At 30.4% G+C, this 19986-nt stretch carries 17 protein-coding genes; 15 read left to right on the top strand and 2 right to left on the bottom strand.

Annotation, left to right across the window (positions count from 1 at the left end; translation table 11 throughout):
* Positions 1–231 precede the first annotated feature (231 nt).
* From ACXIHB_RS03930 to ACXIHB_RS03890, 9 genes are all read left to right on the top strand, one after another.
* Positions 232–579 carry a hypothetical protein gene (locus ACXIHB_RS03930; RefSeq protein WP_156167047.1) on the top strand — a complete coding sequence of 116 codons (348 nt, stop codon included), beginning with the start codon at positions 232–234 and terminating at the stop codon, positions 577–579.
* Between the two features lie 731 nt (positions 580–1310).
* Entirely contained in the window at positions 1311–1793 is a 483-nt protein-coding gene (locus ACXIHB_RS03925; protein WP_462098968.1) for a glycine-rich domain-containing protein, read from the top strand.
* 2 nt (positions 1794–1795) lie between these two features.
* Positions 1796–2710 (top strand): hypothetical protein, encoded by a 915-nt coding sequence (locus tag ACXIHB_RS03920; protein ID WP_462098967.1) that lies wholly within the window; start codon positions 1796–1798, stop codon positions 2708–2710.
* 101 nt (positions 2711–2811) lie between these two features.
* Positions 2812–5100: a TonB-dependent receptor gene (locus ACXIHB_RS03915; protein WP_462098966.1), complete on the top strand. Its 2289-nt coding sequence runs from the start codon at positions 2812–2814 to the stop codon at positions 5098–5100.
* 22 nt (positions 5101–5122) lie between these two features.
* Positions 5123–6340, top strand: coding sequence for a DUF4374 domain-containing protein (locus tag ACXIHB_RS03910; protein WP_394421371.1), 1218 nt, complete (start codon positions 5123–5125; stop codon positions 6338–6340).
* Positions 6341–6348: 8 nt separating this feature from the next.
* On the top strand, positions 6349–7050 hold the full coding sequence (locus ACXIHB_RS03905) for an ABC transporter ATP-binding protein (protein ID WP_462098965.1): 702 nt from the start codon (positions 6349–6351) through the stop codon (positions 7048–7050).
* A 43-nt stretch (positions 7051–7093) separates the two neighbouring features.
* Complete coding sequence (locus ACXIHB_RS03900; RefSeq protein WP_462098964.1) at positions 7094–8524, top strand: DUF3526 domain-containing protein; 1431 nt, start codon at positions 7094–7096, stop codon at positions 8522–8524.
* Entirely contained in the window at positions 8521–9942 is a 1422-nt protein-coding gene (locus ACXIHB_RS03895; RefSeq protein WP_462098963.1) for a DUF3526 domain-containing protein, read from the top strand. Before ACXIHB_RS03900 ends, ACXIHB_RS03895 begins: the two co-directional genes overlap by 4 nt.
* Before the next feature lie 15 nt (positions 9943–9957).
* Positions 9958–11331: an MATE family efflux transporter gene (locus ACXIHB_RS03890; protein ID WP_462098962.1), complete on the top strand. Its 1374-nt coding sequence runs from the start codon at positions 9958–9960 to the stop codon at positions 11329–11331.
* Positions 11332–11347: 16 nt separating this feature from the next.
* Here the strand turns inward: ACXIHB_RS03890 and ACXIHB_RS03885 are convergent, their stop codons facing one another.
* Entirely contained in the window at positions 11348–11959 is a 612-nt protein-coding gene (locus ACXIHB_RS03885) for a class I SAM-dependent methyltransferase (RefSeq protein WP_462098961.1), read from the bottom strand.
* 207 nt (positions 11960–12166) lie between these two features.
* Here ACXIHB_RS03885 and ACXIHB_RS03880 point away from each other — a divergent pair, with 207 nt between their 5' ends.
* Complete coding sequence (locus tag ACXIHB_RS03880) at positions 12167–12475, top strand: hypothetical protein (RefSeq protein ID WP_156167049.1); 309 nt, start codon at positions 12167–12169, stop codon at positions 12473–12475.
* A gap of 380 nt (positions 12476–12855) precedes the next feature.
* Complete coding sequence (locus ACXIHB_RS03875; RefSeq protein WP_462098960.1) at positions 12856–15222, top strand: outer membrane beta-barrel protein; 2367 nt, start codon at positions 12856–12858, stop codon at positions 15220–15222.
* Positions 15223–15363: 141 nt separating this feature from the next.
* On the opposite strand, the gene ACXIHB_RS03870 is transcribed toward ACXIHB_RS03875, so the two are convergent.
* The gene (locus tag ACXIHB_RS03870; protein WP_462098959.1) at positions 15364–16080 is read right to left on the bottom strand and encodes an RDD family protein; all 717 of its coding nucleotides are present in this window, start codon (positions 16078–16080) and stop codon (positions 15364–15366) included.
* A 119-nt stretch (positions 16081–16199) separates the two neighbouring features.
* Here ACXIHB_RS03870 and ACXIHB_RS03865 point away from each other — a divergent pair, with 119 nt between their 5' ends.
* The 4 genes from ACXIHB_RS03865 to ACXIHB_RS03850 are packed head-to-tail and all read left to right on the top strand — an operon-like array spanning position 16200 to position 19985.
* Positions 16200–17165 carry a stage II sporulation protein M gene (locus tag ACXIHB_RS03865; RefSeq protein ID WP_047789477.1) on the top strand — a complete coding sequence of 322 codons (966 nt, stop codon included), beginning with the start codon at positions 16200–16202 and terminating at the stop codon, positions 17163–17165.
* Positions 17158–18009 carry a hypothetical protein gene (locus ACXIHB_RS03860; protein ID WP_159490892.1) on the top strand — a complete coding sequence of 284 codons (852 nt, stop codon included), beginning with the start codon at positions 17158–17160 and terminating at the stop codon, positions 18007–18009. The genes ACXIHB_RS03865 and ACXIHB_RS03860 overlap by 8 nt, the downstream gene beginning before the upstream one ends.
* A 4-nt stretch (positions 18010–18013) precedes the next feature.
* Positions 18014–18748 (top strand): DUF4129 domain-containing protein, encoded by a 735-nt coding sequence (locus tag ACXIHB_RS03855; protein ID WP_462098958.1) that lies wholly within the window; start codon positions 18014–18016, stop codon positions 18746–18748.
* Between the two features lies 1 nt (position 18749).
* Positions 18750–19985: a DUF4350 domain-containing protein gene (locus tag ACXIHB_RS03850; RefSeq protein ID WP_462098957.1), complete on the top strand. Its 1236-nt coding sequence runs from the start codon at positions 18750–18752 to the stop codon at positions 19983–19985.
* The last annotated feature ends 1 nt before the right edge of the window (position 19986 follow it).

Raw genomic sequence — 19986 nt, 5'->3', positions numbered from 1 at the left:
TGAAATGTGATTTTTTCTGTAAGAAAGGGTGCGAAAATACTATATTCAACGTGTGAAAAAATAGTTTTTGTTAGCTTTTTATTAACGAAAAAATAAGAGAGAGGATAGTGGGTTTGTTTTCAGTAAATTAAAAATTATTGTTAAGATGTTGCTTTACACTATGCATAGTTTTCCATAAATATAGCTAGTTTAACTACGAGAGTTTGTAATAAAATTTAAGTAGTAAAAAAAATGTGTTTATATAATTTAATTTATTATATTCGTAACCAAATGGAAAGTAATCGTTTAAAAAATAGCATTGCATATTTATTTCTTGTCCTGTTTCTATCAATGAAAGTAGGCGGGTTGCACGTGCTATCTCATACAGACGATAAAGACCATACATCACACTGTACGATATGTGATCATGCAGTTGCAAGTGATTTAACTCCGTTAGTTACTCCTGATACTTTAGACTTTTCAATAGAAAGCAATGAATATATTGTTTTGAGGGAAGTAATTAAAGATTATAATTTTATTATTTCAGGTACTATTACTGCGGAGCAACTTTTTTCTAGACCTCCACCTTTTTTAGTGTAAGAGTTTTTATTTTACATTCAATCTTTCTAATTAATGTTTTTTTATTCAAGTATTTGAGCAGTTATAGAATATTGGCTTAAATAGTACTTGTAATGAATCTGACATACGTTGTTGTGATGTCTCAGTTTTAAAGAAGAGAAAATACCAGCTTAAAAGCTCTTACCACCACTTTGTTTTTATTTTAATAACCTATTTTCTTTATTGTTTAAAGGAATAGCTCGTAGTATATTTAGATGCAGGATTATCTTATCTAAAATATATTATAGCAGCTTAGATGTCTTTACGTGTTTTTAAGGGTTTTAAACAGTTATAGGCATTAGATATAATATAAGAAGTAAGAAAAGTACCTAAATATACTAGAGCATAGGTTATTACTAAAATTTAAATTTCAAAAGAATCTTTACAGAAATCTTTCAGTTTTTCAAAAGACTAAGTCTCATTTTGAAAAGCCTAGGAATTCTATTGGATTTATGTACCATAATATTAAAGAAGTTGCAACAAAGGGAATGCTGAAAACCTTATTGAATAGAGTAGGCCAAACTTTAAAATTTTTAATTATGAAAACCAAAGAATCAATGATTTCAGAAATTTTAGCTGATAAGTCTAAGCAAGCAGCTGGAACTACACATTGTAGTAATTGTGGGCACTGTGTTAACACTTTATAGTCTGCAAATTTATAGCGGTAGGATAAATTCCTACCGCTTTTTAAAAAGTAAAAACAGTTAAATATAATGGAAGGAAAAGTTACAGAAGAACAATTACATAAACTCCTAACTTTTAGTGATGAAAATGTAATATCTAGGTTTTTAGATATGTATGATGTTACAGAAACTGAAGCTGAAGATATATTAATGGAAACGTTGAAGTTTTTGTATATAAGTCAAATTCCGGGAGTTTTTATCCCAGATGATTTATTAATTATAGATGAAATGTGGCACAACCTTATACTGTTTACACCACTTTACCATAAGTTTAGTAAAGAATACTTAAACACCCCTTACTTTCATCATCTTCCTGCAACTAAAAAAGAAAAAGATGAAAGAAGAGAGGCTATGAGAATTGCACCAGATGAAGCAAAAGAAGAGTACCTCAAGAAATTGGAATTTTTGTTGTCTACAACCTACGATTATTTTGGAGAAGAAACCATGGTAAAATGGTTTAAAGTATACCCTCAAAAATATAGCAAAGAAAATATTAAAAAATTGAAAAAATAAGAATGAGCATTTTTCCCAAAAGAACCATTCAAGGTACCACTGTTACCATTCATTGGAATTTTAATACAGCGCACTTAAAAGATAAACACTTATGTCCATTGGTAAAAATAGGAGTAAAAGATCCTAAAGGTAATATAACAATGCTTTTTGAAAATCATGTTGTTGCTTTTCCAGAAGAAAATGAAAATAAGGAAGTAGTACCACAAAAATTAAAATATTTAAACAAAAACACTCCGCTTTTAGTGTTGGCTTCATATTTAGAAGGAGCTTGTAAACGTGAAAAACTTGTAGAAATTCTTACAAACATACAAGCTGGTCGCCATTATTATTTTACATATAACGTTCCCGATAATGCTCCTCTAGGAAAATATACTCTCGTGTCCGAGGTGCATAATAATGGAAATATAAAGTACTCAAAAACTCACTTAGATGATCATTTTTGGGTAGAAAAAATCTCATTAATCAATGTAAAAAAAGAAGAAAAAATAGCAATGGTTTACAATCATTCAGAAGAGAAAACTCCAGTAAAAATAGTAAGGAGCTTTATCAACTCTGAAGGTTGTATGAAAACAGAAATGGAAGCTTTTGAAATGAATCCAAATGAAACAAAATCGCTTTCAATTTCAACAGGAAATACTTTTTTACTCTACAATGAAGAACGAGAAATAGTGCCATTATTAGAAGAGAAACCTATACACTTAATAAAAAATCACGAAATACTATTAGTTAGTAAATCACCAGAACTTAATTATCTCATGAAGAAAGATACAGATGAAGCTTTTTCTCTTACGTCAGAAGCAAAAGAATTATGGGATAAAGCGGATGGATTACTCACTAAAAATAGCCTGTCAAAAAAAGAATTAGAGATATTTAAAGAAATGGAAGCTGAAGGGCTGATAAAGCAAGTAAGGTTATAATGACTAAAAATTATTTTAAATCAGAGATGTTATACCTTGAAAAATTAGGAAGTAAAAAAGTTATATGCATACTATTTTTTAGCCTATTAACAAGTAGTTTTTTGTATTCGCAAACGGTAAAAGTTTCAGGAGTAGTAACTGACAATTTAGGGATTCCTTTATTTCAGTCTCATCTCCAAATACAAGAACTTAATAAAAATGCAGTAACCAATGAGGACGGGAAATTTACATTTAAAAAGATTCCGAAAGGAAAATATAGCTTGAAAATATCTTATGTAGGTTTTAAAACAAATTACCAGACAATAGATGCTTCAGGTGAAAAAACGAATATAAAACTTACTATTCAATTAAAGCCTGAGCAAAATCAGCTAAATGAGGTAACTCTTGAAGGAAAATCAACAGCTCAAAGATTAAAAGAGAGTACTGCTAACGTGTCAGTTTTACAAATGGAAAAGTTTCGAGAGAGGAACATTAATACAAGTGATATTGTAAAACAAATTTCAGGGGTAAATGTGCGACAAACAGGAGGTTTTGGTAGCGATGCAAAAATATATGTAAATGGGATGACTGGAAAATCGGTACCCTTTTTTCTAGATGGAATTCCTTTATCATATTTTGGAGCGGGATTAGGGTTAAACGTATTGCCTTCAAACTTAATAGAACAAATTGAAGTTTATAAGGGGGTAGTACCTGTAGACTTAGGAGCAGATGCTCTTGGAGGAGCGATTAATATAGTTCCTAGAAAATCATATTCAGACTATTTAGATGTTTCCTATTCAGCAGGATCGTTTAATAGCCATAAAATGAGCGTAAATGCGCAATTGATGAGTCCAGACAATCAATGGATGTTTGGGGTGAATTCATTTTTTAATCACTCTGACAATAGCTATAAAGTTGATGTTGAAATACCAAACGAACAAGGAAATCCAAAGCCTGCGAGAGTTAAACGGTTTCATGATAAATTTTCTAACCATCTTTTAAACGTTTATGCAGGAGTTTTAGATAAAAAGTATGCAGATCGATTGGTTCTTAGTGCGCGTTATTCAGAACTTGACGATGATATACAGCACAATGCTATTATGGCTCAACCTTATGGAGAAGCCACTTATAGTGAATCAACAGTTGGAACTTCCTTAGAATATGAAAAAAAGAATATTTTAAAGAAAATGAACATAAAATGGTATAGTGGTTATAACCGTACCAGCGGACATTTTATTGATACTACCTTGAATGCCTATACTTGGGATGGTAAAATATATCGTAAACGGACAGATGGTGGGGAAATTTCTGCCTCACGAAATTCTTTAAAATTAACCTCTCAAAATGTTTTAAATCGAGTTAATTTAAACTACCACCCTTGGAAAAAAGGAAAGTTTACGTTGAATCTTTTTTCATCTTGGTTTAGAAGAGTAGGGGAAGATCCAATTGCGGCTGAGTTTTATGGAGAAGATTTTTTTAAGAATTCAACCCAGCTTTTTAAAAACGCTTTAGGAATTGCTTATGAACACCGTTTTTCAAAAAGTTTAACTAGTTATACAGCGGCAAAACATTTTTGGTTAGATGCAGATGGGTATGAAATAAAAAACCTTGACTTTGTTCCTAACCAGCAAGAAACATCTAATTTTGGATTTTTACAATCGCTTCGTTACCACCTTACAAAATCTTTTTTAGTAAAGTCTTCTTATGAGTATGCTACGAGACTTCCTGATGAAGTGGAGCTTTTTGGAGACTTTACCTTAATAAAATCCAATCCATTTTTAGAGCCAGAACAAAGTCATAACCTTAATTTAGGTTTTCAGCTAAAAACAAGAAAGGTTAATTGGGATACGAATCTTTTTTATCGAGGAACAAACAATGTTATTTGGTTACGCACCTCACAGTTTTATTCCCAATATCAAAATTTACTAAAATCACGTACGCTTGGGGTTGATATGGAGCTGCGCTATCGTCCGGTTGATTTTCTTGATGTAAAAGCAAATGCTACTTATCAAGATTTACGAAACCGTTCACCAAAAAATATTACGGGGGCTGTGGATAATCGTTATTTTAATGCAAGACTACCTAACATTCCTTATTTTTTTGGAAATACAGAAGTACGCTACCACAAAGAAAATTTCTTGCACACAAAAAATAATATTTCAGCATGGTGGTCTGCAAACTACGTAAATGAATTTTATCTGTTTTGGGCTGTAGATGGTAATAAAGATTTAAAAAACACCATTCCATCTCAATTTACTCAAAACTTAGGCATTACTCTTTCTCACCTAGAAAATAGATGGACGATTACTGCTGAAGCAACCAATATATTTAACGAAAAAGTATTCGATAACTTTAGTGTACAACGTCCTGGAAGAGCATTTTATATAACACTTAGAACATTTATAAATTAAAAATAAATATCAATAAATAAAAATGAAAACACAATTCTTAAAAAAAATAAGTTTAGTATCACTTTACACATTTGTATTAGTTTTTACATTCATAGGGTGTAGTAGTGATGATAATTCACCAGTTGGAACCGATCCAGTAACTATTAATTTTGGGATTACAACAGTAAGTGGAGCATTTCCTAATCAGACCTCCTATATTCAAGGAAAATCAAGTTTAGAATTTTCAACGATAGGAAATGAAAAGGCGTTAGAATTAACAGGAAATACAAGAACAGTTTCTTATAATAAAGAGTTGTATGCATTGCCTTTTGGCGCACCTGCAACCCTAGCAAAATATTCATTTAATGAAGAAGGAAATGCAGTTGAAGATCAACGTATTGTTGTTCCTGGAGCAAATACTTTTTCTGCTCTTTATTTTGAAAGTAAGGAGGTAGCGTATGCTTCAGTAGCAGGGGGAATTTCAAAGCTTATTATTTTCAATCCAACTACTATGCGTATTACAGACGAAGTAGCTTTAACATTAATTAAAGAAAAATTTCCTGAAGCTACACGTACGTATTATACAGATATGATTGAACGCGATGGAAAGTTGTTTATGGGAGTACATTATGAGAAAAATTTTGCTCCAGTAAACGATTGGGCTTATGTAGCGGTAATTGATTTAAAAGAGAAAAAGGTAGAAAAAATAATTTCGGATAAAAGAACAGGAATGGTGTTTGGCGGACATGCAGCAAATGCAGGAATGGTTAAAACTACTAATGGAGATATTTATGTACAAGGTTTAGGAACTACAATGAGTAGTGGAAGTAGCCCTAGTGGTTTGCTAAAAATACCTAATGGAGAAACTTCTTTTGACCCAGATTATTTTATGAATATGCAAGAAGCAACAGGAAATGTATGTTATGGAATTTATCATGCACCTAATGGAAGAAGCTTTACAGCAAGAGTAGAGGAGGTAAGTGATTTTTATGAGTATCAAACTGGGCAACCTCAATTCAAATATTTTGAGATTGATGTTCAAAAAAAGTCGAGTTTAGGGGCTGTACCAGAACTTCCTACCACATATGGATCTCGTAGTATGATTATTCTTCCCTATAAAGACCAAAAATTATTATTTACAATAGCAACGAATGATGAAAATGCTGTGTTTAGTTTTGACACCAGTTCAAACACATCTAGTAAAATGTTTACGTCTACAGGAGGTTACATATCTGGTCTTGAAGATTTTAATAACGAATAGAATACACCATGTTAAGAGCACAAGACCTCACAAAAAAATATGGTGATTTTACCGCCTTGAATAGTTTAAATTTAAATATTAAAGCAGGAGATATTTTTTGCTTGCTCGGAGCTAACGGTGCGGGAAAATCAACAACTATTAATTTGTTTTTAAATTTTATTGAGCCTACATCTGGTAGTGCTTTTGTTAATGATTTAGATGTAACAAAGAACCCACAAGAAACAAAAAAATGGTTGTCTTATATTCCTGAGAATCTCCAGTTGTATCAATATATGACAGGACTGGAGAATCTTCACTTTTTCTGTGGTCTACAAGGTGTGGATATAGAAAAAGAAGCATTAGAAAACTTATTAATACAATCAGGTTTACAAAAAGATTTTATTAAGAAAAGAGTTCGTAGTTACTCTAAAGGAATGAGACAAAAAGTAGGGATTGCTTTAGCGAGAGCTAAAGGAGCCAAGGTATTACTTTTAGATGAGCCTACATCTGGGTTAGACCCTAAAGCAAGTAATGAGTTTTCTGAGCTTCTACTTAACATGAAGCAACAAAAAGTGGCCACTTTAATGGCAACACACGATCTTTTTAGAGCTAAAGATACAGGAACACATATTGGTATTATGAAAGAAGGAGTTTTGGTTGAAAAGATGGAATCAAATCAAGTTTCTTTTCATGATTTAGAACAAAAGTACTTAAAACACATGCATGAATAGTATGTAATAAGTTATTACATCTAAAAAATAAAAATGTAAACAGATGATACATCAAGTATTTTTAATAGCTAAAAAAGAACTTACCAATATAGCAAGGCAAAATGCTTTAAAAATTTTGTTTCCTATTATTTTGTTCCTCTTAGGGTTTTCACTTTATGCTGGACATATAGCTTATAAGCAGGAAATGGGTATGGTGAAAAAGGCTCAAGAAGAAAGAAGAGCTGAGTGGTTAGAACAAGGAAATAAGCATCCGCATATTGCGGCTCATTATGGAACATATGTTTTTAAGCCTAAAACGCTTTTAAGTCTTTTTGATTTTGGATTGGATACTTATACAGGAACCTCCGTTTATTTAGAAGCACATTATGCACATGAGTTTATGTTTAGACCTGTACAAGGATATGGTAATATGGCTCGTTTTGGTGAATTGAGTGCAGCTTTGGTTCTTCAGTTATTATTACCACTTCTTATTATATTCATCACTTTTCAAACTTTTAGTAAAGAAAAAGAGACAGGAACCTTAAAGCTGCTAATAGGGCAAGGAGTTTCAATGAGATCCATTTATTTAGGTAAAGTTTTGGCTTATTCTTTAATAGTTCTACTCATATTAATATTGTTTTTTACAGGACTTTATATTGTGGGAATAATTGAAGGTAATAGTTTAGTAGTGCAAGATGTAGGTTTACGAGTTTTATTTCTCTTTTTTCTTTACGTTGGGTACTTATTTGTTTTTACAAACTTTTCTGTTTGGGTTTCTTTTAAGTCTTCAAATGCACGAAACTCTCTTCTAACTTTATTAATGTTTTGGATTACGACTGGTATTATTATTCCAAAAACCTCGGCTAATATAGGAGAGAGTTTATATCCTTTACCATCTCTTAAAGCATATAAAGAGAAAATTAAAAAGGATATAGATAAGGGGTTGCCTATGGATGGCTCTAAAGAAGAGAGACTTGTTAAATTAAAGGAACAGTACTTAAAAGAATATGGAGTAGACTCTTTACATCAATTACCACTAAATTTTGAAGCAATACGAATGCAAGAGGGAGAAGAATATGCTTATAAAGTACAAAAAGTTCATGATTCTCTTCTTAACAGAAGGTTTGAATATCAAAATAGAATAGGAAGTATAATAGGATTTGTTGCACCTTACATTTCAGTAAGAAATTTTTCAATGGCTTTTGCTGCAACAGACGGGTACAGTTTTAATGATTTTCAAGAAAAAACAAAAGCATACCGTCTTAAACTAATGAGAAAAATGAATTATGATATGGCTGTAAATTCACGTTATGGCGAGTTTTATGAATACAAAGCAGGAAGAAATTTATGGGAAACGGTTTCTGGGCTAGAATATCGTACACCTAGTGTAATGAAAACCTTTAAAAATTACAGAATAGAATTAATGACATTAATTTTTTGGGTTTTAATAATGTTCTTACTAATACCTTCTTCTCACAAAAATAAATTGATATGAAATTAACTATATTATTATGGAGACGTGAAGGTATTTCAATCGTTAGAAATACGTTTCAAATAATTTTGCTTACCATCGTATTTTTATTGGGAATTTATGCTGTTTATTATGGGCACTCAAAAATAACGGAGCAGCGTAAAATAATTGAGAATGTTAAACATATTGAAAAGAAAGAATTTGAACAGTATAAAGAGAGTTTTTATGCCAATCATACTTCGTTAAAAGATAAACAGTTATTTGACATAGCTTCTAAGCCAGCCTATGCATGGTATCGACATGGATATCATGCAATTTTACCTCCTCATGGTTTAGCGCACATGTCTTTAGGACAAAGAGATATAGAACCTTATTACTATAAGTTAACGGGAATGAGTTTATATTATCAATTATTTGAAAATGAACTGGCAAACCCACTTAAACTCTATGTTGGAAATTTAGACCTATCGTTTGTTTTTGTTTATTTGTTTCCGTTACTTATCATAACTTTTACTTATGGATTATATGCAGAGGAGAAGGAAAATGGAATGTTACCCTTATTAAGGTTACAATCTATAGGGCTAAGAAAAATCCTCTTAATTAGAATTGCTTTTTATTATGTTTTAGTTTTAGGATTAGGAATCCTTTTGTCTATAATAGCCTTTACGGTTGCTGAAAAAGTAAGTATTTTAAGTGCTTGTTTATGGTTATTAGCAGTCTTGTGTTATTTCAGCTTTTGGTTTGCCTTAATGTTTCTTTTAATAAGCTTGAAAAAGAATTCTTCATTAACAGCCATTACTGCTGCTGGTTTATGGTTACTTTTTTTAATAGTTTTTCCAGCAATATTAAATGTATATGCAAATATTGTACATCCGATAGACAATACTTCATTAGCAGATATAACTAGAAGAAGAAGTCTTGAAAATGAAGAGAACATAGAAGAAGCTAAAGCTGTAGTTGTTGAGTATTTAGATTACCGAGATGATTTAAAAGGAGCAAAATCTTTAATAGATGTAAATACAATGGCCAAGGCTTATGCATCTTTTACTGCGCTTAATGATAATCATCACAGAGAAGAAGTACAGGAGTATTTTAAACAAATTGAGTTAAGACAAGAATGGGTTTCTAAATTTCGATGGGCAAATCCAGCAGTAAATGCTCAAGGAATGTTTAATGAAATAGTTGAAACAGATTCTGAAGTTTTTCAATCCTTTTATCAATCAATTGAACTTTTTCATAAAAATATTACCAACTTTTATTTTAACAAATTGTTTTTGGGCAAGCAAATAACAATAAGAGATTATGAACGGTTGCCCAAGTTTAAGTTGAACACGGATTATACTAAAAATGAAAGAATAGGAAAAAGGTTACTAGAAGTCATACTTATAACCTTCATAATTTTTGGTACATCATTGGTCTTTTTTAAAAAAATAACTTTTTAAAAGAGGGGTACAAATATGAGTTCCGAAATAAAGAACAGCACAAAACAAAAGCTTGATTTTATTAATGATAGCCTTTGGGGTCTTATGTTAAAACTATCTGTTCCAGGTATTTTAGGTATGATGGTTATATCTATAAACGGGCTTGTAGATATATTTTATACAAGCTATTTTATAGGAATAAAAGCTTTTACAGGGGTTTCAATGTTATTTCCCTTAATGCTAGTTGTTACAAGTATTACTGTTTTTATAGCTGCAGGCTCTGCATCTGTTCTTAGCAGAGCTATAGGAGCTAAACAAGTTGAAGTTCAAAAGAAAGTAATTCCAAACATGATAGCCTTATCTCTCATAGGGGCAACTTTAGTAACTGTTTTTGGAATTATTTTTTCTCATGAAATAGTCTCAGTAATAGGAATTTCAGGAGAACTATTTACGTATGCTTTAGAATATTTTAAAGTATACGTTTTGGGAGCATTATTCAGTATTTATGGTCTGTCAGCTAATAGCTTAATACGGGCAGAAGGAAATATAAAAGTAGCAATGCAATTCACAATAGCTTCAGTAATTTTAAATATTTTACTAACTCCCATCTTTATTGGTGTTTTACATATGGGAGTAGCAGGTGCTGCATGGAGTAGTATTATAGCAATGTTTATTTATAGCTTGTTAACATCTTTATACTTTATCCGTGGAAGAGCAACATTTAAAACAGGGGCTTTTCGAATAAGGTTGGAGTATAAGATCCTTAAAAATGTTTTAAGTATTGGTTTTTCAGCATTTACAATGCAACTATCTAATTTGTTTAGACAATTTTTACTTTTCAGGTTAGTGGTTTTCTATGGAACAGTAGAAGCTATGGCGTTTTTTAATGCTGTTTTTAGATTGTTTACTTTTTTAGCTATCCCGCTTTTAGGACTTTACCAATCTATGCAGCCGATTATAGGAATTAATTATGGAGCTAACAAGCCGTCTAGGTGTTTAAAAGGAGTAAGGATATACAGGTTAGCAGGGGTTGTTCTTGGTGCAGGACTATTAATTCCGATACTAATTTTTCCTGAGGCAATGGTTAATGTTATATTACCTAATGTAGAACTTAATGATACAGAAATTTTTAATGTACGAATGCTATTGAGTATTTTATTAGTTATTCCAATATCTTCTAGTAGCATAGTTCTTTTTCAAGCTATAGGAGAAGCAAAATTAGCAACGTTGTTACCTATTGGAAGACAATTATTATTGTTTGTTCCGGTAGTATTACTTTTAACTAAATACTTTGGAATAGAGGGCATATATTACAGTTTAGCTTTAGAAAATATATTATATGCTTTGGTTTTATATATTGTATCTAGAAAAACACTTAAGCAAATATCCAATGGAATAATACAGGAGTAAGTATAAATGTGGTAGCTTATTTTTTTTGAGGGAGTTTCTTTTTTGCCACAATATGAAAAACATGCCAAAATTTTTCTTTTCCAGATAATGTTTTTCCTTTTTTAGAGATTTCATTAAAATAAAGAATCTCAAACTTATCAAATAAGTTTTTTACATCTTGTATATTGTGAAAAGTCATATCAGAATTAGAACTCCAGGAATCTTGTGGTCCAAAAAAATGTCCGCAAAAAATTCCTCCAGGGGATATGCATTTAATGATATTCGACCATAACTTACCAAATTGGTTAGGGGGGCAAAAAGGAAGTGAAAAAGAGGCATTAACCAAATAAACAGAAGGAAGCTTTTCTAAATTCTCAAAAGAAACGTTACTAAATTTTAATAATTTAGAATGTTTAGGAGCTAAGTTTTGTTGCAGGTAAAGTAATGAGTTAGGGTTACTGTCTATGGCAACTACAGAAAAACCATTTTCTAATAAAGCAAATGTATCTACCCCATTACCACAACCCAAGTCTACAGCTGTTTTTTCTGTTATATTATCTTGGGTGGCTATAAAATCTAAAGCTTTACGAAGTGTATAAGCTGGGGGATGTTTTTCTTTTTTAATTTTATTATAATGCTCTTTCCACATTCATTATATTTTTTCTGAAATAAACAAATATAACGAAGTATTACACTGTTTAAATTAAAAAATAAAACATTCTATTATATTTTAACTTTTATACAAGTAAAAGGCTTATTCATATGTTTTTAACTAGAAGAAGTTATATGTTTTTTTTAGCGAAAGCAAGTGTGAAATTAACATTTTTTCAAGTTAATTTTAGTAAGTTTACAAGTAATGAAAAAAGGATGGTTAAAGAATAGCGTAACCTATTTATTCCTTGTGCTTTTTCTATCAGTGAAAATGACAGGAATTCATGTATTGATGCATACAGATGATATGGATCATGCAGTACATTGTACCATGTGTGACCATAGCATAACACATGATTTAACTCCTGCACTTACTCCTAATTTTCAAAATTTAATTATTGATAAGTTTGAAATAATAGTTCAAAAATCAATTATTAAAAATTACAAGTTTACTACCACAAGTAACTTTGCTTTGTATCAACTTTTCTCCAGACCTCCTCCTTTCTTATTATAATTTTTTAGAGAAAAACAAAGTAAAATATCATCTTGGTTTTTTATAAGTTATTCTAGTTTCTTTTAATGATAGCGTAATCAAAAGTTAAAAACTTTGGATTATAAAATGCATCTAAATATTTAGAGCATATAAAAAGCTATGTGTAAAGAAAAAAACATTTTCACATTCAATTTTTTGAAAATAATTACAACTTTTTTAAAAAGGAGTTGAAGAATATTTTATACAACTAATTGTGATGAAAAACTTCTAGAACTTATAAAACCAAAATAATTCATTCTTAAGTAATACTTAATATTTAGGTATCTGTGTAAAAACAGAAATTAAATAAGCAGAATGATTACAGGTAGATAAATCTATCTAACTAAAAAATAAATTAAATAATGAAAAATTATATCAAAATACTTATACGTTACTTTTTAATTCTTTTCCCATGGCTTGTTTTTTCACAGGAGGTTGAAGTAAAAGGAATCGTTAGTGATGTTACAAATCAAGTATTACCAGGTACAACTGTTTTTATAAAAGGAAGTAATAAAGGAACAGTAACCAATTTAGATGGGAAATATTCAATAAAAACTACTAGAGGATCTGTTTTGGTATTTTCTTTTGTAGGAATGATTACGAGAGAAAAAAAAGTAACTGATGAAGAAAAGATAAACATAACCTTAAAAGAAGATACTAATGCGTTAGACGAAGTGGTGGTTAATTTTAAAAAACCGCTTATTGAGGCTAGTAAAGGAAAATTAACATTTAACCTAAAAAAATCTACTCTTACAACAGGGCAATCCGCTCTTGATATGTTAAAAAAATTACCAGGGATAAATGTAGCGCAAAACGATGCTATTTTATTTAGAGGGGCGTCTGGGGTAAATATTATGATAGATGGTAAAATGACCTATTTATCTGGAGGGCAATTGTCAAATTTATTAAAAGGAATGAGTGCTGAAGACCTTAAAAAGATAGAATTGATAACATCACCAACAGCCGAGTTTGATGCAGCAGGTAATACAGGTATAATTAATATTGTTCTCGAAAAAAAACTCAAAAAAGGTTATGCAGTCAATTTACGAACTACCATTTCAAAAGGGAAATACTGGATGACAAATGAAAATATTTCGGCAAGTTTACGTACAAAAAAAGTGAATTTATATGGTTCTTTTGATTATAATACGCCTCATAGATTTACCAAAAACAAGAGTGGAAATACCATCAATGAAAATGGAGAATCTCTGTGGCTTAGTCGCAAAAACGAAAGTAATTATAAAATAAAATATTATACTTGGCGATTTGGAGCTGAATGGCAGTTTTTACCTAAACATAGCTTAAGTATTAACTATCATGGCTACTTTGATGATTTTAAAAAACAAAATTATTCTACAGTTGATAAATTTAATAATCTCAAAGAATTACAATCTTACACATTAACAGATAATAAAATAATTGAACCTTATCATTACGATGCGGGGAGTGTGCATTATGTGTTTGTTATAGATTCTCTTGGAAAAAAGTTAACAGCAGATGCCAATTATACATCCTATCGAAATTATTCAGATGGAATACTGATAACAGACAATTATGATGCAAATCAAAATAAATTAGATACTAACGTACTAAAGTCACACCAACCAGGAAGTGTAGATATTTTTTCTGCACAAATTGATGCTAATTTGCCTTTTAAGAAGTATGCTATTAAAACAGGGGTTAAATATGCTAAGGTTAAAAACGACAATCAATATGAATTTGAATCGTTAGAAGAGGATACTTATGTAAAAGTACCAGCATTAAGTAATCATTATAAATATAAAGAACAGATTGCAGCAGCATATATAACTGGATCAAAAGAAATAAATAAAACAACAATTGATGCTGGACTTCGTGTGGAATATACCAGGGCAGAAGGATATACAGTAAAAGAAAATGAAACAAATCAATGGCAATACACTAAGCTGTTTCCCTCTTTTTCAATAGGACAAATTTTAGATAAAGACAATAAAATTGACTTTTCATTAAACAGACGTATTAATCGTCCATCTTACACCGATTTAAATCCAGTACGATGGTATAGAGATCAGTACTTCTATTATTCAGGAAACCCTAATTTAACACCTGAATTAGCTTGGGTATATTCGTTTACATATAGCTTAAAAAATAAATATGTTTTTTCTGCAACGTATAACCAAAGTGATAATTTTATAAATCGAAGGCTTTTAGTAGATGATAACGGTACTACCATAAAAAGTCAAAGTGATAATTTTGGTAATAGAGAACGTTTTGATTTTACAGTATCAACCCCATTTAAATTATATTCGTTTTGGAATTTACTTTTCTTTTCAGACATAAGTTATACTACGTATCCTATTTCACAAGTTTTAGGAGAAAAGCAATTATCAAAGTGGGCTACAACATTTACATTACAACAAGATATTTCCTTGCCAAAAGATTATAAAATGAATCTTTCTGCACATTGGTTTTCATCGGAGTTACTTGGTTTGTACAGTACAAAAGCAACAGGTTATGTAGATTTTGGAATAAAAAAAACATTTCTAAATAAAAAATTAGTAGCGCAACTGACTATAAGCGATATATTCAATACCAACCATTATGAAGCCTATTCTCAAAGTGATATTATAGATTATTACTATAACAATAAACCAGATTCAAGAAGGTTTGGTGTAACCTTGCTTTATCACTTAGGAGGAAACTTAGTGAAAGAAAATAGAAAAAAAACAGAAGAACAGAAAAGGTTATGATTTTTTTCAAGAATTAAATTACGAGATAGAATTCCATAAAAAAAACAAAGAATGACGTTCTAAAAGGCGGTATTCTTTGTTTTGATTAGGTTGCTTTTACTTAAGTAAGTAATGTTTATTTAAACTTGTGTAAAATAAATATTACTGCCTCGCGTAATAATGATAATCTTTAATCACAGTATCTATAAATTTAGCAGGCTTTTGCTCGGTAGTAATTCCTGTTAACTCAATAACTTTTGTGTATAGTTTCAAAATTACTTTATGATTTCTTTTCTTTATGGCATCTCTATATACTCTTGTGATAGTGTGAATATCATTATCATTCAATAACGTTACCTGTGAATAGGTTGGTGTATAGTTATCAACTACATCGCTTGCAATAGTATCTTTTAACGTAATTCTTTTCTTTTCAGATATTACAGTAGTTCCTGCAGCAATATCTCCTAAACGTTGCCCTTTTCCGTTTAATAAAATGGTAAGTACAGCAACAGAACCACTAGCTAAAGTGAAATCAACAAAACGTAATAACCATCTAATTAAATAACTTCCAAAAGTGGGTTTAGAACCATCTAATTTAACCACTCTTATTTGGTTAAAGTATTTGCCAGGAGTTTGCCCGTTCATTAAAACCTCAAAAAGTAAACTATAAAAGAATACAGGAAGTCCTAATAAAACAAAGAGACTCATATATTCCATACTCATAGGAATATCTAACATTCCTATTATAATAGCAATGATAATGTAGTACCCAACAATAAATAAAGCATCAATTAAATATGAACCAATGCGAGTGGTAACATGAGCTACATTTTGACTAATAGCAATGTTTTGAGCTGTTTCTATTTGAAAATTATCCATTAATTAGTTTTTCACTTTTTTTTGTTGATATTTATGCAACTTTTTTTAGTTTAGCGAAGATAAAAATATTCTATGATTAGAGAAACTTCTCAACAAACATGCTTTAATTTTTTAAACTCATGAGAGAAGCTGCCTTTGTAAATAAAAATAAAGAAAAGTGGCAGCTTTTTGAAGATGCGCTGTATAATAAAACAGTTATTTCACCAGATAAACTATCTGATTTATATGTGGAGTTAACTGACGATTTGAGTTATGCCAAAACGTTTTATCCGAACGGAAATACGGTAATATACTTAAACTCGATAGCATCTGCAGCACATCAAAAAATTTATAAAACTAAAAAAGAAAGTAAAAACAGGTTTGTTAGCTTTTTTAAAACGGAATTTCCTTTAATGTTTTATAGTCATCAAAAACAATTACTGATTGCGTTTTTAGTATTTGCTTTTTTTTCTATTTGTGGTGCTTTTTCAGCCGCAACCGATATTGATTTTGTCCGTTTGATTTTAGGAGATGGTTATGTAAATATGACTCTGGAGAATATTGAAAACGGAGATCCAATGGCTGTATATAAAAAAGCTAATGAAGTAGACATGTTTATTGGAATTACTGTAAATAATATAAAAGTAGCTATGTATGCCTTTGTGTTAGGAATGTTATTTTCGGTAGGGACCTTATACATTATGATGCAAAACGGAATAATGTTAGGTTCGTTCTTATATTTTTTTTACGATAAAGGGTTGTTTTGGGAATCGTCGAGAACCATTTGGATTCACGGAACCATAGAAATATCAGTAATTGTTATTGCAGGATGTGCCGGATTGGTATTAGGTAACGGATTACTATTTCCAAAAACCTATTCACGACTAGAATCATTTAAAAGAAGCATGAAAGATGGATTAAAAATAATGGTAAGTACCATTCCGTTTTTTATAGTTGCAGGATTTTTAGAAGGTTTTGTAACCCGTCATACAGAAATGCCCGATTGGTTAGCAATTTTAATCATTACTACCTCATTAGCAATCATTATATTTTATTACGTCATATACCCAATTAAAGTTTATAAAAATCAACAAACCAATGCATAAAGAATACGTAGAGTTTAAAAAAGAAAGAGATTTAGGAAGTATTATTTCAGATGCTTTTAAGTTTATAAGATTAGAGGGGAAGCAGTTCTTTTTAACAATTTTAAAAATAGCGGCAATACCTATTGTTATAGCGGTTGCTTCTATGATTTACTACATGATGTCTATTTCTTCAATAATGAGCCAAGATACAAGTGCAGTTGCAGGAATGGTGGGAGCGGTGTTTATTATGATGATTGCTTATTTAGTAGCCATTGTTTTTATAAACTTGGCAGGTATGTATTATATTAAATCATATATAGATAATAAAGGAGTAGTTAGACAAGAAGATGTTATAACCAATACAAAAGCTAAGTTTTGGTCGTTTACAGGATTTGGTATTTTAGCTGGGTTACTATTATTTGCAAGTGCAATGCTATGTGTATTACCTGTGTTTTATACTTGGCCAGCATTATCTTTAGGAGCTTCAATTTTAGTATTTGAGAATGAAACAGCTTCTGGAGCAGTAGGAAAATGTTTTAATTTTATAAGCGGATATTTTTGGGAAACTTTTGGGGTGATTTTCGTTGTGTCTATTTTAGTAAGTATTTTAGGATATGTTTTTCAAATACCAGCAACTATATATCAATTAATAAGCATGGGGATAGGTTCAGGAAGTGATGACCCAGCGCAAGTTTTTGGATTTTTTGGTGATCCTATTTATTTGATTTTAAATGTTATATCAATAGCAGGCCAGCTACTATTTTATTCAATAACCTTGATAACGAATGTGCTTTTATATTTCGATATTAATGAAAGAAAAAATCTTACAGGAACTATTGAAAGAATTGATAGCATAGGACAGTAATCTTTTGAAGCAGTTTCTTTTTTACATAGCGTTTTTTATTTGTTCAATCACTGTTTTTTCTCAAGAAGAAAAAATAGAGGTGCAGTATGATGATACTATTATAGAACAAAAAAAGTTTGATACTCAAAAAATAGAGGAGTACAAACAAAAAGATGAATTTATATACATTGTAGAAAAAAGAGAACCTACTATTTTAGAAAAAATATGGGATTGGTTAAAACGAACCGTCATAAAAATTCTCTCTTATATTTTTGATGATATTACACCAGCAGTAGGATTTTTACGTGTTGTTTTAAAAATTTTACCTTACGTAATAGCAGGACTCGTACTCTTCTTCATTATTAAATTCTTTTTAAAAGTAAATGCACGCAATATTATTGATGGTAAAAAGGCTAAACCTATTGTGCACTTATCGGAAGAAGAAGAATTGATAAAAGATAAAGACTTACCAAAGTTAATTCAAAAAGCAACTTCAGAAGGAAATTATCAACTAGCAGTACGTTATTATTATTTGTTGCTGTTAAAAAAACTGTCAGATAAAGAGTTTATTTCTTGGCAGCAAGAAAAAACAAACGAAGATTATATAAAAGAGTTATCATCTAAAAAACAACTGTATACAGATTTTAAAGAGTTAACTTATTTGTACGATTATGTGTGGTATGGTGAGTTTTCTATAAATAAAGAAAAATTTACACAAGCGGAGAACAACTTTAAAAACACACTAGCTAAAATTTACTAATTTGGATAAAAAACTTAAAATATATATTGGTCTGTTGGTGCTTATAGTACTCGGTATTTTTTATGTTGAGTCTGTAAAGCCTAAAGAAATCAATTGGTATCCAAGTTATGCTGCAAAACATAAAATTCCATATGGTACATATGTATTGCATAAAGAAATGCCAAGTTTATTTCCAAAAAGTGAAGTAAAAGATATCTACCAAAATCCGTATGTGTACTTAAAAGACGATAAGAATAACGGAACCTATTTTTTTCTTGATAATAAAGTGAATTTTGACAAAGATGAGTTGAATGAGCTTTTAGAGTTTGCAGATAGAGGAAATGATGTGTTCATAGCAAGCAATGGAATATATTTAGATACGTTGCAAACAAAGACAAGTTATTTAACTACTTCAGCGTTTGAGGAAAAGGCTTATCAAAAAATGAGTAACCCTATTTTTGGTGGAAAAGAGTATTATTTTGATAGAGCTTTTTCAAAGCTGTATTTTTCTGAAGTTGATACGCTCAATACAACTATTTTAGGCGAGTTGGTAATACGAAATGAAAACGATTCCATCATCAGTAAAAAGCCGAATTTTATCAAAGTTAAACACGGAGAAGGTAATTTTTATTTGCATACGTTCCCGCAGGCATTTACGAATTATAACATGCTATTAGATAATAATTATGAGTACGTAGCGAATGTGTTATCATATCTAAATAACCCGGGTAATAAAGAAGCAGAGGTGGGTTCTAATAGTAACAATACCATTTTATGGGATACCTATTATAAGACAGGAAAAAGTAGAATAACCTCTCCCATGCATTATATTTTATCAACCCAATCGTTAAAATGGGCATATTATATAGGATTGATAGGTGTGTTGTTCTTTATTATTTTTAAAGGAAAGCGTAATCAGCGATTAATTCCTGTTATTACACCGTTAAAAAATCAAACACTGGCTTTTACACGTACTATAGCCAATATGTATTACGAAAAATCAGATCATAAAAATATAGCTGAACATAAAATCAACTATTTTTTAGAATATATCAGAATAAAATACCGATTATCAACTTTAAACATAGACGAACGTTTTTATAAAAACCTTGCTAATAGAAGTGGTAATTCAGAAGAAAAAGTAGTTGCTTTATTTAAAAAGGTAGAGCAAATAGAGTCAAAATCAAGTATAACCGAAGAAGATTTAATAGCCTTAAATAAAGCTATTGAAGCTTTTAAAGCATATAAAAAAAAATAGG

The sequence above is a fragment of the Tenacibaculum sp. IMCC1 genome (assembly GCF_054906355.1).
The sequence above is the reverse complement of the archived record's forward strand: the minus strand, read 5'-3'. Positions and strand labels throughout refer to the sequence as shown.